Below are 25,310 nucleotides of genomic sequence, written 5' to 3' on the forward strand. Positions count from 1 at the left end.
CTCCCCTCTTGTAAGTGATGAAAAGTTACTTTGACTTTTAATTCGCTCTTTAGTGGTCTTAGTAATAAATAGATAACAGCTGTGATTAAGATAGGGACGCTCATTAAAATGCCTTTCAAAACTTCTACTTAGATAGCTTTGCTCTGCATCTTTAAAATCCGCCTCATAGCTTTCTTTTACAAACCAATCTTGCTTGTGAATCACAGTAAACTCAGGCAATGTTTTAATAGCCTTATGCCACACGCTGTGAATAGTTTCATACTCCTTATCTGAGATAGTAAATATCTCAGGTAAGATTACCTTATAACAAACCGTGATATCTCCTTGTTTAGAGACAATACAGTTATTCTCAACTGAGAGAATCGGAAACATCCGCTCAAGGGTATTTGTCTTAGCTGTATTTCTCATAGTGTCTTAGTTTTAAGTTTCTACTTAAATACCCTCTAAGATCCTTTCTTGAGATGATATACCTTGGAAAGTATTTTCTAGCTTGAAGCTTCATAAGACCATACTGACCGTATTTCTTGTTCATTGAAAATACTTTGTAAACAAGATAGCCTGATAGTCCAAGACCAAGGGTTAAACAAATCAGATTATTTAACCCTGCCATATACAAAACCATAACTAGAATAAGATTCCCTAATAGTCCACCTGCAAAATAAAACAGGTACTGAGCCTTGAGTCCTTTAAACTCAACACTAGCTCCAATGCCTTTATTGATACTATACTTTTTCATATTAAGTATCTTTTAAAGGAAAAATGATCTTAGAATAGTAGCCGCTACAATTAAGAAGATACAAGCTCCAAACCAGCTTGCTGCTGTCTTGCTTGTATCGGGATCACCACTTGAGAATTTGTTATAAACCTTTACTCCTCCAATAAGACCAACCACTGCTCCAATAGCGTAGATCAGTTTAGTGGCTGGATCAAAGTAAGAAGTAACCATCTGGGTTGCTTCTGTGATTCCTGCTGCTCCGTTTCCTTGAGCTAAGAGTGGCAAACTACTTAGTACAACTAATAGTAATAATAGCCTTTGTTTGATTGTTTTTGTTTTCATAAGAATGACATTTAATAAGTTATAATCATGCCCTTTACATGATACTTGGGTAAATGTCTTTGGAAAACAGCTTGAGGGATTGATTGTGGAAGTTTGGGGTTGCAGATGGCGATAAGATGCAATGAAGAAACAAAATGAAACTTATGGATGTCAATCCGTAAAAAGTTTCATTTTTACAGTCAAAAGTTTCGATATACATAAACAGTATATACTAATTTTGTATTTTAGTACGTATTAGATTTTTTGATGTGAATAAAACATTTAACATACCTTCTTTTCTTAAATATATCAATGTCAATGGTTCGACAAATGATGCTATACAAGTTATTCATTATGATCAACATAAAGATATCTTATTAAAATCCTTACCTGTGGAACTTGAATTTTATCTGATGGCAATAAAAAAGAACATTGCTGTAGATCCACCTATACAAGAGATGTCAAATTCTTATATTTTTCTTGACAAACCAGGGAATTTAATGGAATGGGATTTATCTTCTCCTTTTAATGGTTATGGTATTTTTGTAAATGCAAAACTGTTAGATAAATTTGCTAAAGATTACACCTTTACAGGTTATACCCACCATGAAGCACTATATCTTACAGAAAGAGAAAGTGACATCTTATATGATCTTTTTATAAAAGCCTATGAGGAATTTCAAAGAGATAATTTCTCACAAGACGTACTTGTTTCATATGCAACGCTTATTCTTTCTTATACTCAAACTTTTTATGAACGTCAATTTGAAGGTCGTAGTAAAATTTACAATAAAGTTGTAGCTGATTTTTATACCCAATTAGATCAATATTTTGACTCAAACAATAAACAAGATTTTCCTACTGTAGCCTACTTTGCAACCAAGGCAAATCTTTCAGTAAATTATTTCGGTGATGTTGTCAAACACTTTACAGAACAATCTCCTATAGAGCATATTCATCAACATATTATACAAATAGCCAAGAATAAATTACTAAAAACTAAACTATCAATCAATGAAATAGCCTACAGTTTAGGTTTTGAATACCCTACTTATTTCACCCGTTTCTTTCGTAAGAAAACAGGTATTTCACCTAAAGTATTTAGAAATCAGTAAAATGTTTCACTTTTAACGTATTTTGTTTTCAAATGTAGCCTTAAGCTCAGCCTACCTTTGTTCTATTAATTCATTGAATATTAAATCATAATAAAAAAATAGAATGATGAAAAAAACAATAAAATTTAAGGCCCTTTATTGGGATATCGCAGCAGATTTATTTTTCCCTGCAAATTTTGATGAAAACAAAAAATACCCAGTAATCATAAGTACGCATCCTATCGGTAGTTGTAAAGAACAAACCTCAGGAAATATCTATGGTCAAGCACTTGCTGATGCAGGTTTTATAGTATTAGTTCCAGATGCCTCTTTTCAAGGAGAAAGCGGTGGAAATCTAAGATATTTAGAAGATCCTTCTTTTCGTGTAGAAGATTACAGCTATGCTTGTGACTATTTAGTAACCTTGCCGTTTGTAGATGAAAATCGTATCGGTGCATTAGGCATTTGTGGAGCAGGTGGATATGTCATCAATGCAACGATGAAAGAACGTCGTATCAAAGCTGTAGCTACCCTAACAGGAGCAAATTATGGTCGTGTAATGCGTGAGTTTGGAGATCCTATTGCAAACTTAGAAGCTATCGCAGCTCAAAGAACCGCTGAAGCAAGAGGAGAAACCTTAAGAATTGATCAAGGACTCTACCCAACCTATGAGATGGCCAAAGAAGCTCATGCAGATATTGATATCTTAGAAGCTACGGAATATTACCGTACTTCACGTGGAGAAAAGACCAATGGAGTGAATAAAACCTTGTTTTCTCATAACGCAACAGCTATAACTTGGGACGCCTATAATTTAGCAGAAAAACTATTGACACAACCTTTATTGGTTATTGTTGGAAGCAAACCTGGAGCTTTCGGAGCATATAGAGATGGATTTGAAATCATCAGACGTGCCGCTTCAAAAAAGAAGGAACTAGTGGTTGTTAATGGATGGTCTCATTATGATTTATACGACAAACCAGAACCTGTTAAAATTGCATTGGACAAACTAATCCCATTTTACAAAGAAAACTTGTAATTATCTAATTTAAAATTTTAAAAAAATGAAGACAAAAGTTTTAATATTAGGAGCCACTGGGGCAATTGCACAGCATGTTATTGGTTTCCTACAAGAAAATAAAGATATCGAATTAACACTACTAGCAAGAGATTCTAGCCAAATAAAACAATACGGGAAGAATATTAATCTAATCAGCAGTGATGTACTAAATAATGAAGATTTGATCCATGCTATTAAAGACCAAGATATAGTATACGCTAACCTAGCAGGAGATGTAGACAAGATGGCTACAGCCATTTGTGAAGCAATGGTACAGCAAGGTATAAAGCGTCTGATTTTTGTTACCTGTCTTGGTGTTTACAATGAAGTTGCAGGAAAATTCGGAGAATGGAATAATCGAATGATTGGGTCTGAGTTAGTACGCTATGCAAAAGCAACTAGAATTATAGAACAGTCTGCTTTAGATTATACAATCGTGCGTCCATCATGGCTTACTGACAAGGATGAAACAGATTATGAAACTACGCAAAAAGGAGAAGAATTTCATGGTACAGAAGTTTCTAGAAAAGCTGTTGGAACTTATATAACTGATATTATCCTAAATCCAGCAAAAGATATAAAATCAAGCATAGGAATCAATAAACCAGGAGTTTATGGAGATAAACCTGCATTTTATTAAATTTAATGAATATAGATTTTAAAACTAGTTTACATTACAACATCTTGGTTTTGCTAAACTAAATAACATAGAGTTTGAAATCTAAAAGATAATAAAAGGCGTTAAGTACTAGTTACTATAACGCCTTTTATAATTCTTCTTTACACAAAATCATTAATATTAAAATCTTCACTATCTATCATTTCCTCTTTTTTTGGTGTTTTGACACTTAATGATTGGTCTAATAGTTTTGCTATGGTTTGAGCTGAATCTGGCATTGCCTCTTGAAGTAACTTAAGTAAATCAGACCCTTCAATCTTTTTAACTGTTTTGATTGTAGTATCACTAATTAACTCTTCTTCAATAGAGTTCACAAACCTACTAAGCTCGTCTATACTTACTCTCTCTGTAAACTCATTATCTAAAGGTTGTAAGTCATTACTTAGCTCTTTTTCTTCCTCCTCTAAATCAAGTTCATCTTCTTTAGTTAGATATAGTGATTGCTTTAGTACGACTGGTTTACTTTCTCCCATAATACTTACAGGATTATCTTGTTTAAAGGGTAGCTCTTCTGTCTTAGTTGGATTCTCTTGTTTAATGGTTTTATTTAATAACAGAAGAGCTATAATAATAACAAGACTGATTATTATTACTATTTCCATAGATTAAAAGATAGGTTTATACTTCTGGTTAAACTCTTCTACAATCGTTTGTGAAAACTCCTCAAAATGGTTGTCTAATAGATTATCTAAATAAGCATAAATAGAAACCTTGTCTTCTCCTATTACCTGAATAATACGAGTGAGTTTTTCATGAAACTCAGGCCTTATATAAACCGTTTTACCATCTCTGGCTCTGGTTGATGTTTCTTTTAAAAAAGTCTCTACATAATTCTCTTTGCTTTTAGTAACTTGTACTGGAGCAGATTTTCTAAAGTGTTTGAATTTTCTCATTATAAAATAGGTTTAAATTTGTCATTAAAATATTGGGTAATCTCTTGGCTATACTCTTTTAAATGCTGTTTTAAAATATTGTCTAAGTAAGAATAAAGCGTTGTTTTTTCTTCTTTAGCTAATTGCGTTATACGAAGTAGTACTTCGTGATACTCAGGTCTTATATAAACAACCTTCCCTGCTCTTGTTGATGGGAAGTCATTAATCAAAAAGAGTTCTTGATATTTAGTAATTGAAGTCTCTTTCTTTGTTTTTTTCTCTTTTGTTTGTGATGCTTGTTTTTGTATTACAGGTTCTACTTCAGTTGTCTTTTTGGTTTTTGTTGTAGCCTCTACTTTTATATCACCACTCATAATATTCATTAGATAGTCCTCATCTACTAATTCTTTCTGAGATTCTTGTTTGGATGTGTTTTGCTCTTTCATTGGTTGAGAGTTTAAAGATTAGTAATAGTTAAAAACTCCTCTATAAATGCTGATAGATTAGTTGTTTTCATAAGATTAGTGTCAGCAGGTAGCAAGCTAGATCGAAACACATACCTGCCTTTAGCTTCTGTTTCTTTTCTAAAGCGTTTACTGTCTTTTATCCTCGCTGTCATAATAGGAAGATTCAATTGATTAATGACTGTTTCATAGTTATCATATAAATCAGTCTTTTCCCTCCCATCTACTTGATTCCAGAAAAGCCAGAGTTCTTGTTTAACAGAACTTTGCTTGTTTTTTTGGTAATTCTCCAAAAGCTTTAGTAAAACCTAAAGTACTTTCCACAACTAATCTATCAGCGATAATTGGGCTAAAGATGTAATCCATACTATTTAATGTAGATAATACACCTTTGGTGTTAGCCGTTCCTGGTAAATCAAAAAATACAATATCAAAGACTTGATCCAATTCTTTCATTGTTTCTTTAGCTATTTCTAAAGCGTCATCAGCTTTACACTTTACAATGGAGTATGCTTTCTTTTTAAGTGTCTGAAACTGCTTAATAGCAACTTGTTTGTAATATTCATTTTGCATGATACTATCCTTATCACGCTCTCTCATATGAACTAAACTGTTCTGAGGGAAATCACAGTCTAAGACAAGTACATTATAGCCTAATCGATAATGTAGTTGACTTGCTAAGAGTGTTGTTAAAGTAGATTTACCTACTCCGCCTTTTTGTGTATAAAAGCTAATTTTTAAAGGTTGTTTTACTGTTTCCATATTGTACATTTTTAATGGTTTACATTTTTCGTTATGGATAGTTGTAAGTTTTTGATCGTTTAAAACGTTATTTGTAGTTTTAAATAAGTGATGCTCGTTTTAATGCTTTGCTCGTTTTAATGCTTTGCTTGTTTAAAACTTTACATCGTGTTTTAAATAGGTATTATTTACCATTAAGCTGGGCTTGTACAAAACGATTTTTCCTACTTTGCAAAAACAATATTTACTTTAAACTTTAGCTTCTTCGTTTTTTTACAACCTTTTAAACAGGTTCCTTTAAAAAACATAAACTGTAAAAACAGTTTTATGTTTTTCAAACTTTACACTTTTAATTTTTTACTAAAAAATCATTTTAAAAAAGCTTTAAAGCGCTATTTAAAAGACAATTGCAAAACTTACTTTACTATCTTACAGCAAAGAAAGTTTATATACAGATTGAAAACTTTAAATGGAATTTTAAGGTTGCTCTTGGCACTTTATTGTCAAATAGTAGGTGATTTACTAATATGAAATCACTTTAGATTTTACAAAGTAAAATTGGTGGATTTAGTTACCGAAAAGGTAACAGCAAGTTATGTTTTGAGGCACTCGAAATTGAGATTCGAGCTTTCAAAACTACTTGCTCTCGCAGAGGGCTGGAAAACTACTCCGAAGTCGTTGGTTTTTTGTTGAAATAGTAGATAGACTCAAAATATTAAAGGGTTTACTGATTTCCTTAATTGAATTAACAAAAATTTTTATATGTTTGATTTTGTTTAATAAAATTAGGTAAATAGTTATATAATTGACTACTTATAAAATTAAATTCATTAATATAAAATGTACAAGACTGAACACGGAAATTTTGATGGAAATTCTTGGGAAGAGTTTTGCCAAGTATGTTTTAAAATAAAATATGAAGCAGATGGGTATCAAGAAATGCCTGCTTGGCAAGGAGATTTAGGTATTGAAGGATTTACTAGAAAAGGTGTTTTATTTCAATGTTATTGCCCAAACGAAGAGTATAATCCTGATAAGTTGTATGAAGAACAAAGAGATAAGATAACAAATGACTTAAAAAAATTAATTATATATGAAAAAGAATTAAAAAGCTATTTAAAATCTGTCAAAGTTAAACAATGGATTTTTGTTACTCCAGGATATAAGAAAAAAGATATAGTAAAGCATTGTCAAGATAAAGCTGAAGAATACCGCAATAAGAAACTTTCTATACTTGATAGCAATTTTGATGTTCTAATTTACGATATTGATTTTTTTGCAACAGAAATTCCAATAGTACTTAATTATAGAAACAGAAAAATTGAAATTAATCCCACAACAGAAAATACTGATGTTGAAATAGCTGATTGGAAGACTCAACAAATTTCTCTTGTTGATAATGCGATAAGGAAACATGGCCAAAGAATTAATGACGCTGCTCCAAATAAAGATAACAAAATTAATATATTAACCCAAAATTCTATTGAACATTTTCTTAATGGTAATATTGCAGTTAAAATTATGCAAGAGAAATTTCCTTTAGATTATGAGAAATTTGTTAGAGTTATTAGTTTGTTTGAAAAAAAATTAACTGAAATATGTATTTTAAATACTGAAGATAATAATACACTCTACAAAAAAATTGAGAATGATTTAGAATTAAAACTAAAAGAAGCATTTAGCTATATAGACCAGACTACTATAGATAGATTAAAAGAACAAGTTTTAGCAGACTGGATTTTAAGATGCCCTATAAACTTTGATTAATGGAAGAAAAAGAATTAAACATACGAAAGTTATCATTTACGAAGCGCCCCATCCCTATTCCAGCGGATTATAGACCTATGTATAAAATAGCTATAATTGTTTTAACACTTCGCATTTGTTGTAGAGCAGAAACCTCAAATCTTTTAAAATTACATCTTTTCTCTTGGGCTCTATCTTCTGACAAGAATATTACCAAACTAAAAGAGTATGTAGTAAGTAATTTTAAGACTGACTTTTCTGTTTGGAGTATAGATCCTGCATTAAATAGAGCTTTACAATATGCTATTGCAGAAAACATATGTGAAATTGTTGGTGGAAAAAACTATAAATTAACTGAAAAAGGACATAAATTTTATCAAATGATACACTCTGATAATGAACTTTTTGATAAGGAGAAAATATTCCTGAACTTTATTGGTAAAAGTAAAATAACAGATAGACGAATTAATGCAATGTCAAACCAATGGAAAATAGATTATGTTGAAGATTAGAGCTATTAAAATTGAAATTAATACTGTTGACGGTTTATATGGTGCAGAATTTAATTTTTCTGATGGATTAAATATTATACGAGGAGACAACACAACTGGAAAGAGTAGTTTGTTTCAGTCAATAATATATGGTTTAGGATTTGAAGAACTTCTTGGAGGTAAAAATGAAAAGACAATGCAATCCGTTCTTAAAGATCAGGTAGAGTTTCCAAGAGGAACTAAGCATCGTATTAATCAATCTTTTATCTATCTTGAAATTGAAAATAAAGAAATAATTACAATTAAACGATGTATTGCTAGTTCATCAAGAAAAGCACAATTAGTTGATGTTTATTTTGGCGGATTAATTACTGGTGTAAATAAAACTTTAGAATCACATCAAATGTACGTACATGATGCAGGTTCTGCATCGGATGAACTTTACGGATTTCACTTATACTTGACAGAATTTCTTGAAATAAGTCTACCAGAAGTTGTAACATCTAATGGAGAGTTAAAAAAATTATATATTCAACAACTTGCACCTGCATTTATCATTGAACAAAAAACTGGTTGGAGCGATTTTTTTGCAACAATGCCTTATTTTGGCATGAGAAATACGGAACAAAGAGTTATTGAGTTTTTACTTAACCTTGATGTATTTGAAAACGAAAAGAAAAAACAACAACTTAATGTTATAAAGCAAAACATTAATAATAGATGGTTGAATTTATATTCAAAATTTCAAAACTTAGCTGAAAGAAGTGGTGGTAAAATTATAGGAATAGATAATAAACCTGAAATAAAAAACAATTTTAATCATATTCATATTTTAGTAATAAAAGATGATAAATCAATAAGTTTGGTTGAACAAAATGAAATTCAAAAAAGTGAATTATCAGCAGTTGAAAACGAACAAAACACAACAGTTGGTTCGAATATAAATAAAAATGAAACGCGGCTTAATGAATTGAATAATAAACTAAATCAAATTTCTTTAAATTTTGATTTATTGTCACCTGAATTAAATTTTGACAAAGAAAAACTTAAGCAATACGAGAAACAAATAATCACTATTCGAGAAGATTTAAGAAAAAATAAAGGTGCTCTAAAAATTAATAAATTAGGGGGTGAATTACCTACTGAAATCGCGAAAAATGTGTGTCCTACTTGTGAACAAGATTTAAAAGACTCCCTTTTACCAACAGACATCCAACACATTCCTATGAGAATTGAGGATAATATTTATTATCTAGATGCACAAGAAAAAATGATACAAGTATATATTGATGGTCAAAAGAATACTATTCAAGAAAAAGAATCAAAATTAAAGTTCTATCAAAATTCTATTATTGAAGTTCGCCAAGAAATTAGAGATCTAAAAAAGGAGCTTATTCAAGATGAAAGATTACCATCTATCATTGAAATAGAAAGAAGAATTGAGTTAAAAAAAAGAGTAGAGTTTTTTAACAAAATAATTGAAAATTTTAATTTATTAATTGAAGAATTAAAGGACTTATCTTCTGAATATTCAAAACTATTAAGTGATGAAAGTAAGTTACCAAAAGATTTCTTTTCAGATTTAGACAGACGAAAACTTGATACTTTAAAAACAAATTTCATAAACTATTTACAAATTTTCTCATATCAGAGCAAGCCATTTGAAGCCATTAAAATTTCTCCCGAAACTTACTTACCACTAGCTCAAAAAAGTGATGCGGAACAATTCTATAATATAAAGTTTGATTCATCTGCGAGTGACTTTATAAGATGTATTTGGGCTTACACAACTGCTTTGCTTAAAACTTCCATAAGTTTTAAAACTAATCATCCAAGGCTTGTGATATTTGATGAACCGAAACAGCAAGATATGTCAAAAGAAAGTTTTAGAAGTTTGTTAACTGAACTTTCAAAATTTACTAATGAACAAATTTTAGTATTTGCATCTTTCGAAAACTCAGATACATCGTTTGATGAAGCAACAGAAGGATTAGCTTTCAAATACAACAAAATTGAACAATTAATGATAACTCCAACTAAATAAAAAGGTACAAATATTAACTTACGAAATTCAATTCTTCTAGTTTAGATCGATTAAATTTAAAAATCCGTTGAAAGTAATTATAGGAATATTCCTTACATAATGTTGAGTACTTAGGGTATCTATAAGATATACAAACTGTATTCTAATCTTTCTCTTTTAATAGATATAAAAACCTACAACTAAAAATAATATGTAGGTTTTTATATTTAATTCAAGGAAAGGTTTTACAAAGTTCCTTTTTTCTTTATGTTTTTTATGCTTTTTTCAAAAATTAACTCTTCATAATCTATTTCTTGGTTATTACTTAAAAGATTAAATAATGGTACAAACTCTTCATTATTAAAATTGGTACTCTCAGAATACAAGTACTCAAATATGGGATGTATTTCAATAGGTTTATTTGTTTTAGTCTGTTGAAAAGGTGTTAAAGTTGACTTGGTACGATCTTCTGTGTCATTCCATTTCTCATTCAGCCTATTAGCAGACAGCTCTTTACTTAAATCAGAGCCTTTATAGATACTTTTTGAGTTATGATCGATAAAAGTTACACCATAGATTCGATTGTCTTTGTTTTGGAAGATAACGACGTTTATTCCATGATTTAAAAGTTCTTCTTTAAATTCTTGTAATGAGCTTGTTGTGTTTAGAGCTACTTCAATGGTTTGTTTTAGATTAGTTTTACTTGATGAGGTTCTTAGTTTTTCTCTTGAAGATTTAAAGTGGCTTTCAAGCTTTTGATAGCTTGCCTTTTTTCCAAACAGTGAAGCCTTAAAAGGATTACTGACCTTCTCCCCTATTTCGTTTATTGCAAAATAAACTAAACCTTGTTTTAGTTGTTCATTATAAGTTGCTTCAACCTTTTCTGCTCTTATATTAAAGAGTGATAATAAAGCATTATAGCTTGTTAGACTATCATAATGATAGTACTTAGGTAAATAGCGTATAACTGAGGTTATTTGAGTTTTTAAATTGTGTTTGGTGTGATCAACTGGTGTAAATTGGATTTGTTTAGATTCTTTGAGTGTCTGATTAACTGAAGAAGTTAGGTTAAACTGTTTTTCAATTTGACGACAAGCTTTCATTGATTTTAGATGATCGTATTTATCGTCAATTTTCTTTCCTTGTAAATCTGTACAAACTGTAACGATATGGATGTGTTCTCTTTCTATATCACTGTGCTTATAGACAATATAAGGCTGATTTGTATAGCCCATATGTTCCATATACTGCTTAGCTATTTCGCCTAAGGTGTCATCTGATAATTTATCATTAGGATTTGGATTTAAAGAAATATGCCTTACAATCTTTTCTGTCTTGTTATTTAAAAGTAAATAGGGTTCAAAGTGTTTGTAAAGCTGAGTGGTGTAGTTTGAAGTCATACTGGGGTCAGGTAGGTTGTTTGTTGATAAAACAGTCCCTTGTCCTTTCTCAACTTTTAATTGATTGTAGGACAAAGCTCCTATAAGATTACTTCCTTTACCAATCTTTGCAATCATAACTTATAGGTTAGTGTTAAGATGCTTGTCTTCAAACTCTTTGGTTAGTTTGATAATGTAATAGCAAAGTTTTGATAAGTCCTTGGTATATTCTTCAAGTTTTGAAATAGAACGTTTTACTCTATTTTCAGAGAAGTACTGGTTGCATAGCTTTACCATCTGGTTGTAGTTCACCCCTACTGCTCTAAACTGATTAAATAGTTTGGTAAGAGTTGCATGATATTGCAAGGCGGCAACATCTACTTTCACTGTTTTAATTTGTCTGTCTAAAAGCATAGAAACAAGAAAGCTTGCTTTGTTTGTCTGTCCTGATAATGTAAACAAAGCAAGCAACTGTTTGTTTTCAGATTCAGTGAGTCTGAAAACATGTCTATATTTTTTAGGATTAGATTTTATCTTTCTTCCTCCTTTGTTCTTATTTGTGTTTTGCATAGTGTCTTATTTTGGTCAGTATCAAAATAAGCATTACCTCTACTGCTAAACTTCTAATGACTTTAAGTGGTTGTATTTGGAATTTAATAATACTACTTTTATGAAAAGTGTTTTTATACAAAGGGTATGGATAAAGAATGGGTTAGTTTATTTATAAATAATGAGTTTGAAGGAGCTAGAACAAAATTTGAAAAAATTTGTGAAAGCTTGTTCAAAAAAATAAATCCAAATAAAACAGTAAGAGCTATAGATCCAAATCCTGGGGATGAAGGAATAGACGTACATATTGGAGAAATCGGAATAGAAGAAATCGATGTAATACAATGCAAATTTTTTAGTTTGGGAAGGATTAATACTTCTCAAAAAAATCAAATTAAGAGTTCTTTTAAAACTGCATTACAATCAGAGAAATATACTCCTAAAAGTTGGACTTTATGTGTTAATGTACTATTAGATATTAATGAATCTAAATGGTGGAGTCAATGGAAGAAAGCTAGTGAACAAAAATATAATCTATCACCTAACTTTATTCAGTTAGTAGATAGTCGCACATTAATAGATCTTCTGCGAGAACATCGTTTATATAATACTGTATTTGAGTTAGATCAAAAAAATAAAATAGATAAAATCCATCAATTAGTAGCTGGTAAAGCTACTCTTATGCATAATAATTTTGATCTAAAATCAGAACTAAAAAATACATCTTATGCACTTTTACAAGTAAAAAATCATATTGAAGACAACATAAAAACCCATATTACAAGAAGTGAAACAACAGAAATTATCAATTGGATAGAAACAGATCTAGCAAACAATCAAAATAACGTTTTAATATTAACAGGTGACAAAGGAACCGGAAAATCTGGCATTCTTAAAGATGTTTATCATCAACTGAGTATAAAGGAAAACTACATACTAGGAATAAAAGCAGATAAATATTATTGTACATCACTTAATGAATTAGAAATAAAACTATTTGATAATAATTTTACATTTGATAATCTTTTAACTTCTAGCTTAGAAGCGAAAGAACCATTAGTCATATTAATAGATCAAATAGATGCATTATCATTATCTCTTTCTTCTAATAGAGAATTCATTGAGACATATAACAAGCTTGTGTTTAAATTACAACAATTTCCACATGTTAAAGTTATAATATCTTGTCGCACTTTTGATTTACAATATGATGCTGAATTAAATAAGTATAACTCACAAAACTATAAAAAATTAGACGTAAAATTACTTCCAATTAAAGATGTCATAGAAACGTTATCTTATTTCGAAATATCCAAACCTAATGACAAAACTATCGTATTATTAAGAACACCTAATCACTTAGATATTTATTGTCGAATTTTTCATAACCAGCCAACTATCAATCTAGAGTCTATCTTTACTCTAAAAGATCTATATGATCAGTTATGGAAAAAATACATTTCTCCAATGAGTGAACTAAAGCTAAAAAAGGTAATTAATAAAGTTGCTCAAAGAATGTATAAAGAACAGAAAATATCTGTGGGTAATATATACGAGGATGATTTCTACAAAGAAATAGCATACTTGAAATCAAACAATCTACTAGTTGAATATGATAATGAGATTCAATTTTCACATCAAACATTCTATGAATATTCATTTGCAAAATGGTTTGTTGAAAAAGGGAAAAAACTTGAAGACTATATTCTTGAAAATAGACAGAGTCTTTATGTAAGGTCAGTTCTTAAAATGGTCATTGATTACCAAAGGGACTATAATCTTCCTAAATACATAAAAACTATATCTAACATTCTAAACTCTAACAAATATAGATTCCATGTAAAATCCTTAATAATTGCCAATCTTGGTAGTATTAAAAAACCTTCAATAGAAGAAAAAAAAATACTTAAAGATATTATAATAGGAAATGAGGACTTTGAAGACATCTTTTTTAATTCAACATACTCAATTGATTGGGTAGAATTCTTAATTTCAGAAGATCTTCCTTTTAAAAAATTTTCAATAAATAGTGCTGATTATGACGATGAAATTAAATATAATTTTATTAAAAATAAATATGCAAATCACAACTGGTCATTATTTATAAACAACATAGATTATGATCCAATATTAATTCTAGACTACTTATCTTCTAAGATATTTGACAATAAAGAAAATTTCATCTCAGGTTTAATATCTTTTAATTCTAATTGGGAAGATAAGAGGTTACTAAACTATTTTGAAAAATATATTCCTTATGCTGAAGAATCTAATAAGAAAGAAGATAACTTTAGTTACTATAATGTCTTAGAAAAGATATTTATCCATTGGGAAGATTATGGCATTCAAATGTTAAAAAAACCTATTATTGATAACCTTAAAAAAGTATCATATAATTCTTTAAATAGTCATTTAGCAGATATAATTAAAGATTTTTTCAATAAAAACCCTAAAAAAACTTTTGATTTATTATTCAGTATCTATCAAGAAATAGTTATGGATACCACAGTTCCATATTTCTACAATAATGAAATAATTTCTCCTCTATATAAAAGTTCTTTAATAAAAGAACCTAGTAATTCAATATTAGACAATAGTAATCAAGAAATCCTATTCTATATAGACAAATATATACAAGAGCTTAGTATAGAATCATTTGAAGAGTTCTTTTTAGGCTATAAAGACAGTAATGATGTATTACTATTAGCTAGTCTAACTAAAAAACTAGCTTCAAATCCCTATATCTACAAAAATCATGTTTTTGACTTTTTACTAATATTAATTGCAAAAAACACATTTAGAGGACATGATAAAAATCTACAATTAGAACTTAGATTACTTATTGGTAAAACATATTCATATTTCGAAATAGATCAAAAAGACTACATTAATAACTTTTTATTAGGCTTTTCGAGCTATTATGATTATATGATTTGGACTGATTCAAATGGTATAAAAAAACTAAATCTTAAAAGTTTTGGTAAACAGAAGTATTTATTTATAAAAACACTCCACATCGATATCATTAGAAGCAACAAAAATCTAAACAGAACTTACAATGAATTAAAAAGAAAGTTTGGAGAGATTAATGAGAAAGTAGCTAATTATTCTTCCATAGGTCGAGGAGGACATGTAAAGCCTCCATTACCATTAAAAGCGTACAAAAAAATGTCCTTAAAACAATGGAAAAATAGCATGTATAAATACAATGAAAGCTTTGTATCTAAAGAATTTCTATCAGGTAATATTGTTGAACATTCTAATTCCTTTAGCAGTGCAGTTTGTCAAAACCCTACAGGCTTTTATGTATTCATACAGGAAATACTTTATGATATAAAAATTTCTAAGCAATATCCATTAAAAGGAATTAATGGGCTTATTGATGCTAAATATAGTCCTGAAAAAATAAAAGAACTCTTTTTAAATTTCATCACTACAAATTCCACTTTATCTAAATATGAAGTACATATGTTATGCTATTATAGTAGGTACTTCATTGAAAATAAAAATATAGATGTAAAGATTGTGATATTCTTGAAAAACATTTCTATAGATAAAAACTACTATCTAAAAGAAAAAGAATATCCTTATCTTAACAATACAGATTTAGTTAATAACGCTGAAAGCACAATTCAAGGTTTAGCTATTTCTAGGTTAATGGAATGTTATGATAATAAAGCTTTTGAGGATATTATTTTTTCCACCTTAGAGACAATTATTAAAAACACATTATGTAGTGATTCTATAAAAGCATTAATTATATCTAAATTAGCTTATCTAAATCACCTAAATATAGAGAAATCATTTGCTTTGTTTAAAGAAATAAGCAATACAAATAATATTGAAATTCTTAAACATTCTATAAAATCAGCTCAATACTTTAACTTTAAATATCATACAGAACTAGGCTTCTATTTTAATAGAATATTAGAAGCCAAAGAAATACACAAAGAATGTTATCCAATGATCACTAGTTGGCTACATGATTTAGATCCTCATAAAGAACTCTATAATAAATTCATAAACACTGGAAAAAGTGCAAAATTATGCGCTCTTCATGTTGCTGAAAAATTTTTAATTGATAACAAAAAAATTAATAATAAAGCATTAACTATTCTTTTTGAATTTTTGACAGAAAAGGATGATGATATTGCATTGGAATATGCTTCAATAATTCTAAGAAAGTTCAAAACTAAAAATTTTGAAGAATTAGTTCCATTTTTAAACGAATACTCTTCTTCTTTACTTTGTAGAAAACGCCCAAATTATTTTATCGAATACCTAATAAAATGTTCAAATATAAACGCAATAGAAACCCTGTTTCTTGTTGAAAATATAGATTTCAGAATTACACCAGATGTTCACGAGACATATCATTACAATAGAGAGCCTATTCAATTAATTCTTAGTATTTATAGTAAACTTGTTTCTGAAGTTGATAAAGATTATATCCTTATAGATAAAGCTTTAAATATTTTTGATAATATGTTAACTCATAAATATCTAAGACGCACTGCTAATGATGCAATTGAAGCTTTAAAATAATTAATATCCGCACAAGAGCCTAAAACAACCACGCAAGGCCAATAAAGAATATTAAGGTTTTACTATAATTATTTTAATAGTTAACCTTAATATTCTAAAATTATGCAATCAGAAGACGATTTAAAAGCGCTTGCTAAAATCTTAGCATTTATACGAGCAGTAAGTATTATAATAATACTTATGCACCTATACTGGTACTGTTATTCTTTCTTTTTAAGTATTGGAATAACACACAGAGTTGTAGATAGAATACTGGTCAACTTTAATCAAACAGCAGGACTGTTTTCTCATTTACTTTATACTAAACTCTTTTGTTTGGTTTTACTCTCTTTAAGCCTGTGGGGAGGCAAAGGCGTAAAACATGAAAAGATAACCGTTTCTAAAATAACTCTTGTTTTTACAGTTGGTGTTAATTTGTTCTTTTTCAATTTCTTCTTACTTGATTTTAACTACTCTTGGAGCGCTGTTCTTTATATATCAAGTACCTTTTTAGGTTATATTTTACTTCTTGTATCCGGAGCTTGGATTAGTAGGCTACTAAACGATAACCTTATGCAAGATGTATTCAATTTTGAAAACGAAAGTTTTATGCAGGAGACCAAGTTTATTGAAAATGAATACTCCGTAAACCTACCTTCAAGATTCTACTACAAAGGAAAATGGAATAATGGTTGGATAAACATTGTTAATCCATTTAGGGCAACTATTGTGCTTGGAACTCCTGGTTCAGGTAAATCTTATGCTGTGGTAAATAGCTTTATCAAGCAACAAATTGAAAAAGGATTCTCCATGTATATCTATGATTTTAAATTCGATGATTTATCAACCATCGCTTATAATCATCTATTACTTCACAAAGATAAATACGCTATTGCACCTAAGTTTTATGTCATAAACTTTGATGATCCAAGTCAGAGTCATCGCTGCAATCCGATTAATCCGTCTTTTATGACAGATATATCTGATGCTTATGAATCAGCTTATACGATCATGCTGAATCTAAACCGCTCCTGGATACAAAAACAAGGGGATTTCTTTGTAGAGTCGCCTATTATTTTACTGGCTGCTATTATATGGTTTTTAAAGCTTTACCAAAATGGAAAATACTGCACTTTTCCTCATGCTATTGAGCTACTTAATAAAAAATATGCAGATGTGTTTACCATACTTACCTCTTATTCTGATTTAGAAAATTACCTATCCCCTTTTATGGATGCTTGGGAAGGTGGAGCGCAGGATCAGTTACAAGGGCAAATAGCTTCTGCTAAAATACCGCTATCTCGTATGATATCTCCATCGCTGTATTGGGTAATGACAGGAGATGATTTTACGTTGGATATCAATAATCCAGCAGCACCTAAAATACTATGTGTAGGTAACAATCCTGATCGTCAAAATATATATTCTGCGGCACTTGGACTTTATAACTCACGTATTGTAAAACTAATCAATAAAAAGGGACAGCTTAAAAGTTCTGTCATCATAGATGAATTACCAACCATTTACTTTAGAGGACTTGATAACCTTATTGCTACAGCTCGTAGCAATAAAGTAGCGGTGTGTTTAGGGTTTCAAGATTTCTCACAGCTTAATAGAGATTACGGAGATAAAGAAAGTAAGGTAATTCAAAACACCGTTGGGAATATCTTCTCAGGTCAAGTTGTTGGAGATACTGCGAAAGCCTTATCAGAACGCTTTGGTAAAATCCTTCAAAAACGACAAAGCATATCCATTAATAGAAACGACCGCTCTACCTCCTTCTCTACCCAGCTTGATACCCTTATTCCTGCATCTAAAATAGCCACTCTTACCCAAGGAATGTTTGTAGGGGCTGTATCTGATAACTTTGATGAGCGTATAGAACAAAAGATATTTCACTCAGAGATAGTGGTTGATAATGACAAAGTTTCTAAAGAAATGAAAGGCTACCAAAAGATACCTCAGATAACTTCTTTCTTAGATGCTAAGGGAAATAATACCTTAGATGAAACGATTCAAGCTAATTACAGACAAGTTAAACTTGATATTGAATCAATTATTGAATCAGAGCTAAAACGCATTCAAAACGATTCTGAATTGGTTCATTTGATTAATAAGAAGTGATAAGTATTTCGTTTCAATTTGTGCCAGTATTTTTGACGTACACTTTGGTCTTAAGATTACAATGATGGTTGGTGTTTTATAGTTATAACAGTAGTTGGTGTTTTTATTTTTTATCAATTACCTCACTAAGCTAGGTAAGGCCTCGCGGTTCGCTAGCCAAAAAATTCCCCCATAAATGCTTGACCTTGTCTTCGCTTTATTGCGTTGCTTTTTGAGCTTGCTTAAGCTTTACCTATAGCTGCTCCATAATTAATTTAAAAAATATAATATTATGGAAACTACAGTTTTAAAAAGCAATTGGTTAGTAGCATCAGAAGTTGAACTAATCTACAGAACAAAAATTAAAGCGTCTGAAAGACCACTAATTGATTCATCATATAGCGCTTTTAAAGTAGCATTAGAAGCGTGGAATCTAGATAAGATAGAACTACTTGAACAATTCAAAGTACTTATGCTTTCTAATAACAATAGAGTACTTGGAGTTTATGAAATGTCATCAGGTGGTATTACCGGTACAGTTGTAGATGTGAGATTGCTATTCGCTGCCTTACTAAAATCTAAGAGCACGGCTTGCATCCTAGTACACAATCACCCCTCTGGGAAATTACAACCAAGTGAAGCTGATAAGCAGATAACAGCTAAGATTAAACAAGCAAGTCAATTGCTTGATATTGCTCTTTTAGATCATTTAATAATAACACCTGAGAGTTATTACTCTTTTGCAGATGAAGGCGTCTTATGACGCTTTCATTTAATTACAACATAGTGTATTTCTTTGGCTTTACTCCTATGTGTTTTTCAAAAACTTGTGAAAAATGACTCAAATTAGTAAAGCCTAAATAATAACCTACCTCTGACACTGAAAGCTTTTCCTCTTTTAATAAGCGAGCAGCTTCTTTAATACGGAACTCCTGGTAATAATTAAACAATGTACTACCAAAAACTTGTTTAAACAAACGTTGTAACTTTGATAAACTCATATTAGATATCTCCACCAATTCCTTCAATTGAGGAGCTCGAGTGAGATCCTTTAGAATCAAATCTCTGATATTGTAAATAGTTTGAATATCATGATTATTTAAAGCATATAAATATCTATTATCTCTCTTTTCAAGTTGATATAATAAACTACAGATAATTTGCTCTGCTTTGATTTTTAAATAAAATAACTCAAAGCTTTCATATACACTTGAATCCATAATCTCCTTTAGTATAATACTAAGATCAGGATACAATAATTGTTCAAAGAGCAAAGGCTGATTGTTTTCAAGTAGTCCTTTAATAATAGGTGAATGCTCTTCTCTTCCCAATTGATTTTTTAAATAGTTGGCATCTATTTCAATATTTATTGAGCTATCACAATCAATTACAATTGTATCTTCTGTATTTATTCTACTTGTTGCTATTAATACACGTGGAATATCTTTTACTTTTCCTTCTAAAGTACTATCACTTAATATTCCCTGAAATTTAAACAGTATAATCTTATTTTCTGACAACAATTCTGGATTATTAATCGATATCTCTTTGTTTAATTTATAATCCGTTATCAGTATTCTTATGTTTTCATTTAAATAATAACCAATGCAATAGCCAACTCCTTTATCAGAAGGAATATCAATACGTCCTTTTTCTATTTGTATATCTAAATACTTAGCCAACTCAGTAAAAACTCGAGGTACAGTTATAGTCATCTTCTTAATTTGAAATTATACAGCTATTTTATGCTATAATACAACTATTTTACTCCAAAAACAACATTTAATTTTGTCCAGAAGTTTGATTGTCAAAATAAATCAAACAAATCCATTCATCATTAAATCATCATTAAACATGAAATTAAAACTAAATAAACTTTGGATAGTAATATTAATTGTAGCCTTAAATTCAATTGGTTTTTCGATTGTAATTCCTATTCTTCCCTTTCTTTTAGATAGTTATTTAACGCCTGAGAAAATCGTTTTTGGAATGGGATTTTTATTTTCTATATATGCTATATGTTCATTTATTGCCGCTCCTATTCTTGGTGCATTAAGTGATAAATATGGCAGAAAACCTATTCTTATTATTAGCCTTTTAGGTTCAGTTCTTGGATATATCTTCTTAGGAATTGGCGGGGCGCTCTGGGTACTTTTTCTAGGCCGTATTATAGATGGATTAACCGCTGGAAATATAAGTGTACTATTTGCTTATATATCAGACAATACAAAATATGAAGAACGTTCTAAATGGTATGGATATATTGGTGCCGCTATGGGAATAGGCAAAATTGGAGGGCCTACTCTAGGAGCCTTTCTAAGTAATATCTCTATGGCTTTACCCTTTTATCTAACAGCTCTTTTATTGTTTATCTCAACATTAGCAGTTTATTTCTTCCTACCTGAATCAGTATCAATTGAGCAGAAAAATCAAAAATTAGAATTAAACAATCTTAACCCATTTAAACTATTAGTAAATACATTGTCTATAAAATCAGTAAAGAATTTACTTATAATAGGTGTACTGTTCTATATAACAATTACAGTATTTCAATTCAATATGACACTTTTTCTAAAAGACATTTATTCATTAAATACCTTGTACATAGGTATACTCTTAGCTATAGTAGGAATTATTGAAATTTTATCAAGAGGTATACTACTTCCTTGGCTAATAAAAATTTATCCTCAAAAAAGAGTAACAATAATAGGTTTAATTACTCTGGCACTTGGTTTCACATGTATTGTTTGCAGTATATATGTATATTCTCTTGCCTTAATTAGTATAGCAGTAATCTTAATAATATTAGGTGAAGGGCTTTTTGAACCTACTTACCTGACTAACCTCTCAGAACAAACATCAGAAAATGATCAAGGTAAAATACAAGGCGTTAATCAGAGTTTACAGTCTCTAATTAATATTGCAATTCCTATTTTAGCAAGTTCAATTTATTTTTACAGCGCTAGTCTACTTTATATAAGCGCAATAGCAATTCTTATTATAGCCTTACTATTATTCAATAGAAAATCACAATTATAAAACATACTGATTTACAGTACAATAAAAAGAAGTTATCTAGAGATTAGATAACTTCTTTACTTTGTTTACATGTGATTACTTATTTTTTAAATTCAAAACCAGTTGTATAATCTTCTTTTAAAACGATAAAGGCATCAAAGCTATTACCTGACTTACTTACTAAGCCTTTAAGGAGTTTAGTCTTTCTATGCTCTAGTAAATCTGTTATATCATCTACTGAGAGTTTAATTCCGCATATCTCTCTAAACAATATCCAATCGCATTCTATATCTAAACATTTAACCACCTTTTCTCTTATCTGAAGTATATTTTGTTTACACTTAGGACAAGATAGATGATCTGTTTCACTGTTTTGACTAATTAATAGGAGCTCTGCTGTAATCTCTGTGGTATAATCTTCAATTTGCCTGTGGAAGTCTTCCATATTGGTTTTATTCTCTTCAATGGCTTTAAAATCAGATTCCCATTTAGCTGTTAACAGTACATCAGAGATAAGTTTATCTTTGACAATCTCATATACTTTAAGACCTTTCTCTGTTGGAACAAGTGACTTTGCTTTTCTTGTAATATACTCTCTTTTTAAAAGCGTTTCAATAATAGAAGCCCTTGTAGCTGCTGTTCCAATACCTGTATCTTTTATAACGCTTTGAAGCGATTTATCTTCTACTTCTCTAGAAGCATTTTCCATAGCTGACAGAAGTGTACTTTCTGTATAAAGAGGTTTAGGTCGTGTGGATTTTTCAAGAGTTTTGACTTCTCTTATTTTTAGTTTATTGCCTTGTTTTAAATCAGGTAAATCAGCAAGTATCTCTTTTTCATTATTTACTAACTCTTTTCTTATCTCTCGCCATCCAAGTTCCATAATTGAAATGGATTTAAAACTAAACTCATAATCTAAGACGCTTAAACTAACTTCCGTTTGTTGTTTGTAACAAGGTTCAGACACCGACTCCCATACGCGTTGCGCAATCAAATGATAAATACTCTCTTCCTTATTGCTAATAGCTGAAGGAAGTCTGTCTGTGGTTAATAGTCCGTGATGATCGGTAACCTTTACATCATTAACAATCTTTTTGTTAAGCCTTGTTATTTTTAATTTTAAAAGATTATTACTATACCTTTTATCATCAGAGAGTATTTGTAAAAGTTTGGGGATTTCAGTCCATAAATCCTCTGGAATATACTTACTCGAGGTTCTCGGATAAGTGATGAACTTCTTTTCATATAAACTCTGAGCAATACTAAGAGTCTCATCTGCTGAGAACCCAAAGAGTTCATTGGCTCTTTTTTGAAGTGAGGTTAAATCAAAAAGCAGTGGAGACTCTTCTTTAATTGTCTTTGTTTCTACTTTTTCAATTTTAACCTCACTTTGTTTTTCAATAAGTTTGAGCGCTTGTTCTGCCTTTTGTTTGTCTTCCCACTTTTCATTTGAGTATGATTTAAATATGATCCCTTCTTTTTGATGTTGAAGTTCTATTTGATAGAACAGTTTCTTTTTAAAGGACATATTCTCTAAATACCGTTTACAAATGAGACTGAGCGTTGGGGTTTGTACTCTACCGAGTGAATACACTGAATCATTCATTGATACGGTAAGCGCCTGAGAGGCATTAATCCCAACAAGCCAATCAGCTCTACTTCTACTGTGTCCCGCTCTAAAAAGCCCATCAAATTCACTTCCTTCTTTTAGGTTTTGAAGTCCAACATTTATAGCTTTTTCAGTAAGTGAACTTATCCAAAGTCTTTTAAAGGGTTTAGTACAGTTTAGGTATTGAAGAATATATCTAGCGATTAGCTCTCCTTCCCTACCTGCATCAGTGGCTATGATAATCTCCTTACACGCTTTAAAGAGTGTATCAATTACTTTAAGCTGTTTTAAAGCTCCAGGATCTGAAGTGTATTTGTTCCCTTTTTTAATCTTTCTTGGAAGTAACAAATAAGAACGAGGTAAGATTGGCAGAGCTTCTCTTTTAAAACCCTGAAAACCATAGTCCTCAGGCATAGCCAGCGATACTAAATGTCCAATAGCCCAGGTAACACAGTAACCGTTTCCTTCAATATATCCATCCTTTTTTGTTTTAGCTCCAACAAGCATCGCTATCTCCCTAGCTACACTTGGTTTTTCTGCAAGAATTACAATCATAGTCTTCAATTTTAAATTTTACGTCCCTTTGATTTTTTAGGTTCATCCACTTGTTTTTCTGACTGCGATTGAGCTTTTGATTGTTCCTCTTTATTTGGATTTTGAAACGAGAAGTCAGCCTGTTTAGTTTCTTTGTTATACGTTACATAGCCTTGATACGTGTTTCCTCTTTTATCCAACAAATCTTTAATGTAAACAGCTTTGCCTTCCAATAAATCGCTTTGCTGTTTTTCAGTAAGCTCTTTACCTCTAAAGGTTTTCAGGTCATCTGATAACTGAGATTGATTTTGACTTTGCGATTGGCTATGACTTCGTTTGTTCGTGTTATCAAATAAAAACTCAATATGCCCTTTAGCTGCGTTAAACTGAATCTCAGCATTAAATAAATTCCCTTTAGCAGAAGTCATTCCTTCTACACGTAGAGGTTTACCTTCTTTTAAGGTTTGGAGCTGTTCTTCACTTAGTACAATACCTTTTACTTCTTTAGGGAGTTGCATCTTTTCAACTCTAGTCACAACAAGGTTATTGGTTAATCTATCCACACTTACAACCGATGGAATCATTTCCTTGGTAGTTGGATGAACAAGATCCACTACCCTACCCATATTACCAGTTTTTAAAAGGTTGTGCTTATCTTGTTTAGAAAACTCATGTCCATAAAGTGGTACATTTAAGTTTGGATATTTCTTTACGCCTTCTAGCGCCATAACTACTTTACCTTCTTCGTTTTTCTGTAAAGACAATCTTGCATCAAGTGAAAATACAGCTGAACCTAAATCTAAATTTACAGCTACTAAATCATTTGTTTTATAACCTTGTAAAAGTGGTTCTAATAAATCCATTTCTTGAAGCTTCTCTTTTGAAAGCCCAAGCCTTGAGAGTGAATCCCAATCAATGTCCTTGATGTCAAACTTATTGGAGCTATACTGCTCCTGCTCCTTTGTTGGTTCAGCAACTTTATTCTCTTTCTTAGGCACGTTTCCTATCTCTGTTATTTGATGTTTTAAAAACAACTCGTGCGCAGGTCCTGATTGCTTAAGTTCCTTTTGCATTTGGTTAGCCATTTTGATGGTCAATAGCTCCGGAACTCTAAAAAAAGTAAACTGAGTTGGGTTTTTAAGTTGACTGAAAAAATTAGAAAAGAAGTTGGAAAAGAAATCCCCATGTCGATCAACTTTTAAAAATTGATTTTGATTCTTTTTAGTTGGTGGGACTGTTTCAAGTTTTCCATCTTTATCTAATCCTTTTACTACCTGAATCTTATTCTTTGTTTTGTCATTAACAAGAAGCACATCATGCTCTACTTGTCTTTCTGTAGTTTCTGTACTCATAATACCTAGTTTTAAATGATTAAAAACTTAAAACTA

At 30.4% G+C, this 25,310-nt stretch carries 21 protein-coding genes and 1 pseudogene; 10 read left to right on the forward strand and 12 right to left on the reverse strand.

Annotation, left to right across the window (positions count from 1 at the left end; translation table 11 throughout):
- The 3 genes from MODO_RS16620 to MODO_RS16630 all read right to left on the reverse strand — a co-directional run.
- Window positions 1–408 (reverse strand): DUF3875 domain-containing protein (locus MODO_RS16620; RefSeq protein ID WP_059051429.1); only part of this gene is annotated, 408 nt, incomplete at its 3' end.
- A complete protein-coding gene (locus MODO_RS16625) occupies window positions 392–736 on the reverse strand; it encodes a DUF4133 domain-containing protein (protein ID WP_059051431.1) in 345 nt (114 codons plus the stop codon). The genes MODO_RS16620 and MODO_RS16625, both read right to left, overlap by 17 nt.
- Before the next feature lie 12 nt (window positions 737–748).
- Window positions 749–1,057, reverse strand: coding sequence for a DUF4134 domain-containing protein (locus MODO_RS16630; RefSeq protein WP_006263328.1), 309 nt, complete (start codon window positions 1,055–1,057; stop codon window positions 749–751).
- 248 nt (window positions 1,058–1,305) lie between these two features.
- Between MODO_RS16630 and MODO_RS16635 the strand changes: the two genes are divergently transcribed.
- The 3 genes from MODO_RS16635 to MODO_RS16645 all read left to right on the forward strand — a co-directional run bounded on the left by MODO_RS16635 (window position 1,306) and on the right by MODO_RS16645 (window position 3,830).
- Window positions 1,306–2,151, forward strand: a complete 846-nt coding sequence (locus MODO_RS16635) for a helix-turn-helix domain-containing protein (RefSeq protein WP_059051433.1) — start codon at window positions 1,306–1,308, stop codon at window positions 2,149–2,151.
- 106 nt (window positions 2,152–2,257) lie between these two features.
- Window positions 2,258–3,169 carry an alpha/beta hydrolase gene (locus MODO_RS16640; RefSeq protein WP_059051482.1) on the forward strand — a complete coding sequence of 304 codons (912 nt, stop codon included), beginning with the start codon at window positions 2,258–2,260 and terminating at the stop codon, window positions 3,167–3,169.
- Between the two features lie 25 nt (window positions 3,170–3,194).
- Window positions 3,195–3,830, forward strand: a complete 636-nt coding sequence (locus MODO_RS16645; RefSeq protein ID WP_059051435.1) for an NAD(P)H-binding protein — start codon at window positions 3,195–3,197, stop codon at window positions 3,828–3,830.
- A 140-nt stretch (window positions 3,831–3,970) separates the two neighbouring features.
- Here the strand turns inward: MODO_RS16645 and MODO_RS16650 are convergent, their stop codons facing one another.
- From MODO_RS16650 to MODO_RS16665, 4 genes and pseudogenes are all read right to left on the reverse strand, one after another.
- Window positions 3,971–4,471, reverse strand: coding sequence for a hypothetical protein (locus tag MODO_RS16650; protein ID WP_059051437.1), 501 nt, complete (start codon window positions 4,469–4,471; stop codon window positions 3,971–3,973).
- 3 nt (window positions 4,472–4,474) lie between these two features.
- The gene (locus MODO_RS16655; protein ID WP_059051439.1) at window positions 4,475–4,762 is read right to left on the reverse strand and encodes a DUF3408 domain-containing protein; all 288 of its coding nucleotides are present in this window, start codon (window positions 4,760–4,762) and stop codon (window positions 4,475–4,477) included.
- The gene (locus tag MODO_RS16660) at window positions 4,762–5,187 is read right to left on the reverse strand and encodes a DUF3408 domain-containing protein (protein WP_059051441.1); all 426 of its coding nucleotides are present in this window, start codon (window positions 5,185–5,187) and stop codon (window positions 4,762–4,764) included. Before MODO_RS16660 ends, MODO_RS16655 begins: the two co-directional genes overlap by 1 nt.
- A gap of 11 nt (window positions 5,188–5,198) precedes the next feature.
- Window positions 5,199–5,967, reverse strand: a pseudogene (locus MODO_RS16665) (ParA family protein).
- An 819-nt stretch (window positions 5,968–6,786) separates the two neighbouring features.
- Between MODO_RS16665 and MODO_RS16670 the strand changes: the two are divergent.
- Genes MODO_RS16670 through MODO_RS16680 form a run of 3 tightly spaced genes read left to right on the forward strand, consistent with a single transcriptional unit; the run spans window position 6,787 to window position 10,227 of the window.
- A complete protein-coding gene (locus MODO_RS16670) occupies window positions 6,787–7,713 on the forward strand; it encodes a hypothetical protein (protein WP_059051443.1) in 927 nt (308 codons plus the stop codon).
- Window positions 7,713–8,204, forward strand: coding sequence for a hypothetical protein (locus tag MODO_RS16675; protein WP_059051445.1), 492 nt, complete (start codon window positions 7,713–7,715; stop codon window positions 8,202–8,204). The genes MODO_RS16670 and MODO_RS16675 overlap by 1 nt, the downstream gene beginning before the upstream one ends.
- Window positions 8,191–10,227: an AAA family ATPase gene (locus tag MODO_RS16680; protein WP_059051447.1), complete on the forward strand. Its 2,037-nt coding sequence runs from the start codon at window positions 8,191–8,193 to the stop codon at window positions 10,225–10,227. Before MODO_RS16675 ends, MODO_RS16680 begins: the two co-directional genes overlap by 14 nt.
- Before the next feature lie 224 nt (window positions 10,228–10,451).
- On the opposite strand, the gene mobB is transcribed toward MODO_RS16680, so the two are convergent.
- On the reverse strand, window positions 10,452–11,723 hold the full coding sequence (mobB, locus tag MODO_RS16685) for a conjugal transfer protein MobB (RefSeq protein WP_059051449.1): 1,272 nt from the start codon (window positions 11,721–11,723) through the stop codon (window positions 10,452–10,454).
- A 3-nt stretch (window positions 11,724–11,726) separates the two neighbouring features.
- Complete coding sequence (locus tag MODO_RS16690; protein WP_059051451.1) at window positions 11,727–12,155, reverse strand: plasmid mobilization protein; 429 nt, start codon at window positions 12,153–12,155, stop codon at window positions 11,727–11,729.
- A gap of 126 nt (window positions 12,156–12,281) precedes the next feature.
- On the opposite strand from MODO_RS16690, the gene MODO_RS16695 reads away from it, so the two are divergent.
- The 3 genes from MODO_RS16695 to MODO_RS16705 all read left to right on the forward strand — a co-directional run bounded on the left by MODO_RS16695 (window position 12,282) and on the right by MODO_RS16705 (window position 19,524).
- Window positions 12,282–16,679 carry an NACHT domain-containing protein gene (locus MODO_RS16695; protein ID WP_059051454.1) on the forward strand — a complete coding sequence of 1,466 codons (4,398 nt, stop codon included), beginning with the start codon at window positions 12,282–12,284 and terminating at the stop codon, window positions 16,677–16,679.
- A 102-nt stretch (window positions 16,680–16,781) separates the two neighbouring features.
- Entirely contained in the window at window positions 16,782–18,782 is a 2,001-nt protein-coding gene (gene mobC, locus MODO_RS16700) for a conjugal transfer protein MobC (protein ID WP_059051457.1), read from the forward strand.
- 271 nt (window positions 18,783–19,053) lie between these two features.
- Complete coding sequence (locus MODO_RS16705) at window positions 19,054–19,524, forward strand: JAB domain-containing protein (RefSeq protein WP_059051458.1); 471 nt, start codon at window positions 19,054–19,056, stop codon at window positions 19,522–19,524.
- A gap of 13 nt (window positions 19,525–19,537) precedes the next feature.
- Here the strand turns inward: MODO_RS16705 and MODO_RS16710 are convergent, their stop codons facing one another.
- On the reverse strand, window positions 19,538–20,476 hold the full coding sequence (locus MODO_RS16710; protein ID WP_059051460.1) for a helix-turn-helix domain-containing protein: 939 nt from the start codon (window positions 20,474–20,476) through the stop codon (window positions 19,538–19,540).
- Between the two features lie 139 nt (window positions 20,477–20,615).
- On the opposite strand from MODO_RS16710, the gene MODO_RS16715 reads away from it, so the two are divergent.
- Entirely contained in the window at window positions 20,616–21,800 is a 1,185-nt protein-coding gene (locus MODO_RS16715; RefSeq protein ID WP_059051462.1) for an MFS transporter, read from the forward strand.
- A gap of 79 nt (window positions 21,801–21,879) precedes the next feature.
- Here MODO_RS16715 and MODO_RS16720 read toward each other — a convergent pair whose 3' ends face one another.
- Both MODO_RS16720 and MODO_RS16725 read right to left on the reverse strand, forming a co-directional pair.
- The gene (locus MODO_RS16720; protein WP_059051464.1) at window positions 21,880–23,943 is read right to left on the reverse strand and encodes a type IA DNA topoisomerase; all 2,064 of its coding nucleotides are present in this window, start codon (window positions 23,941–23,943) and stop codon (window positions 21,880–21,882) included.
- A gap of 11 nt (window positions 23,944–23,954) precedes the next feature.
- A complete protein-coding gene (locus tag MODO_RS16725; protein ID WP_059051465.1) occupies window positions 23,955–25,274 on the reverse strand; it encodes a DUF3945 domain-containing protein in 1,320 nt (439 codons plus the stop codon).
- Between the last annotated feature and the right edge of the window lie 36 nt (window positions 25,275–25,310).

The organism is Myroides odoratimimus, assembly GCF_001485415.1.
GTDB lineage: Bacteria > Bacteroidota > Bacteroidia > Flavobacteriales > Flavobacteriaceae > Flavobacterium > Flavobacterium odoratimimum.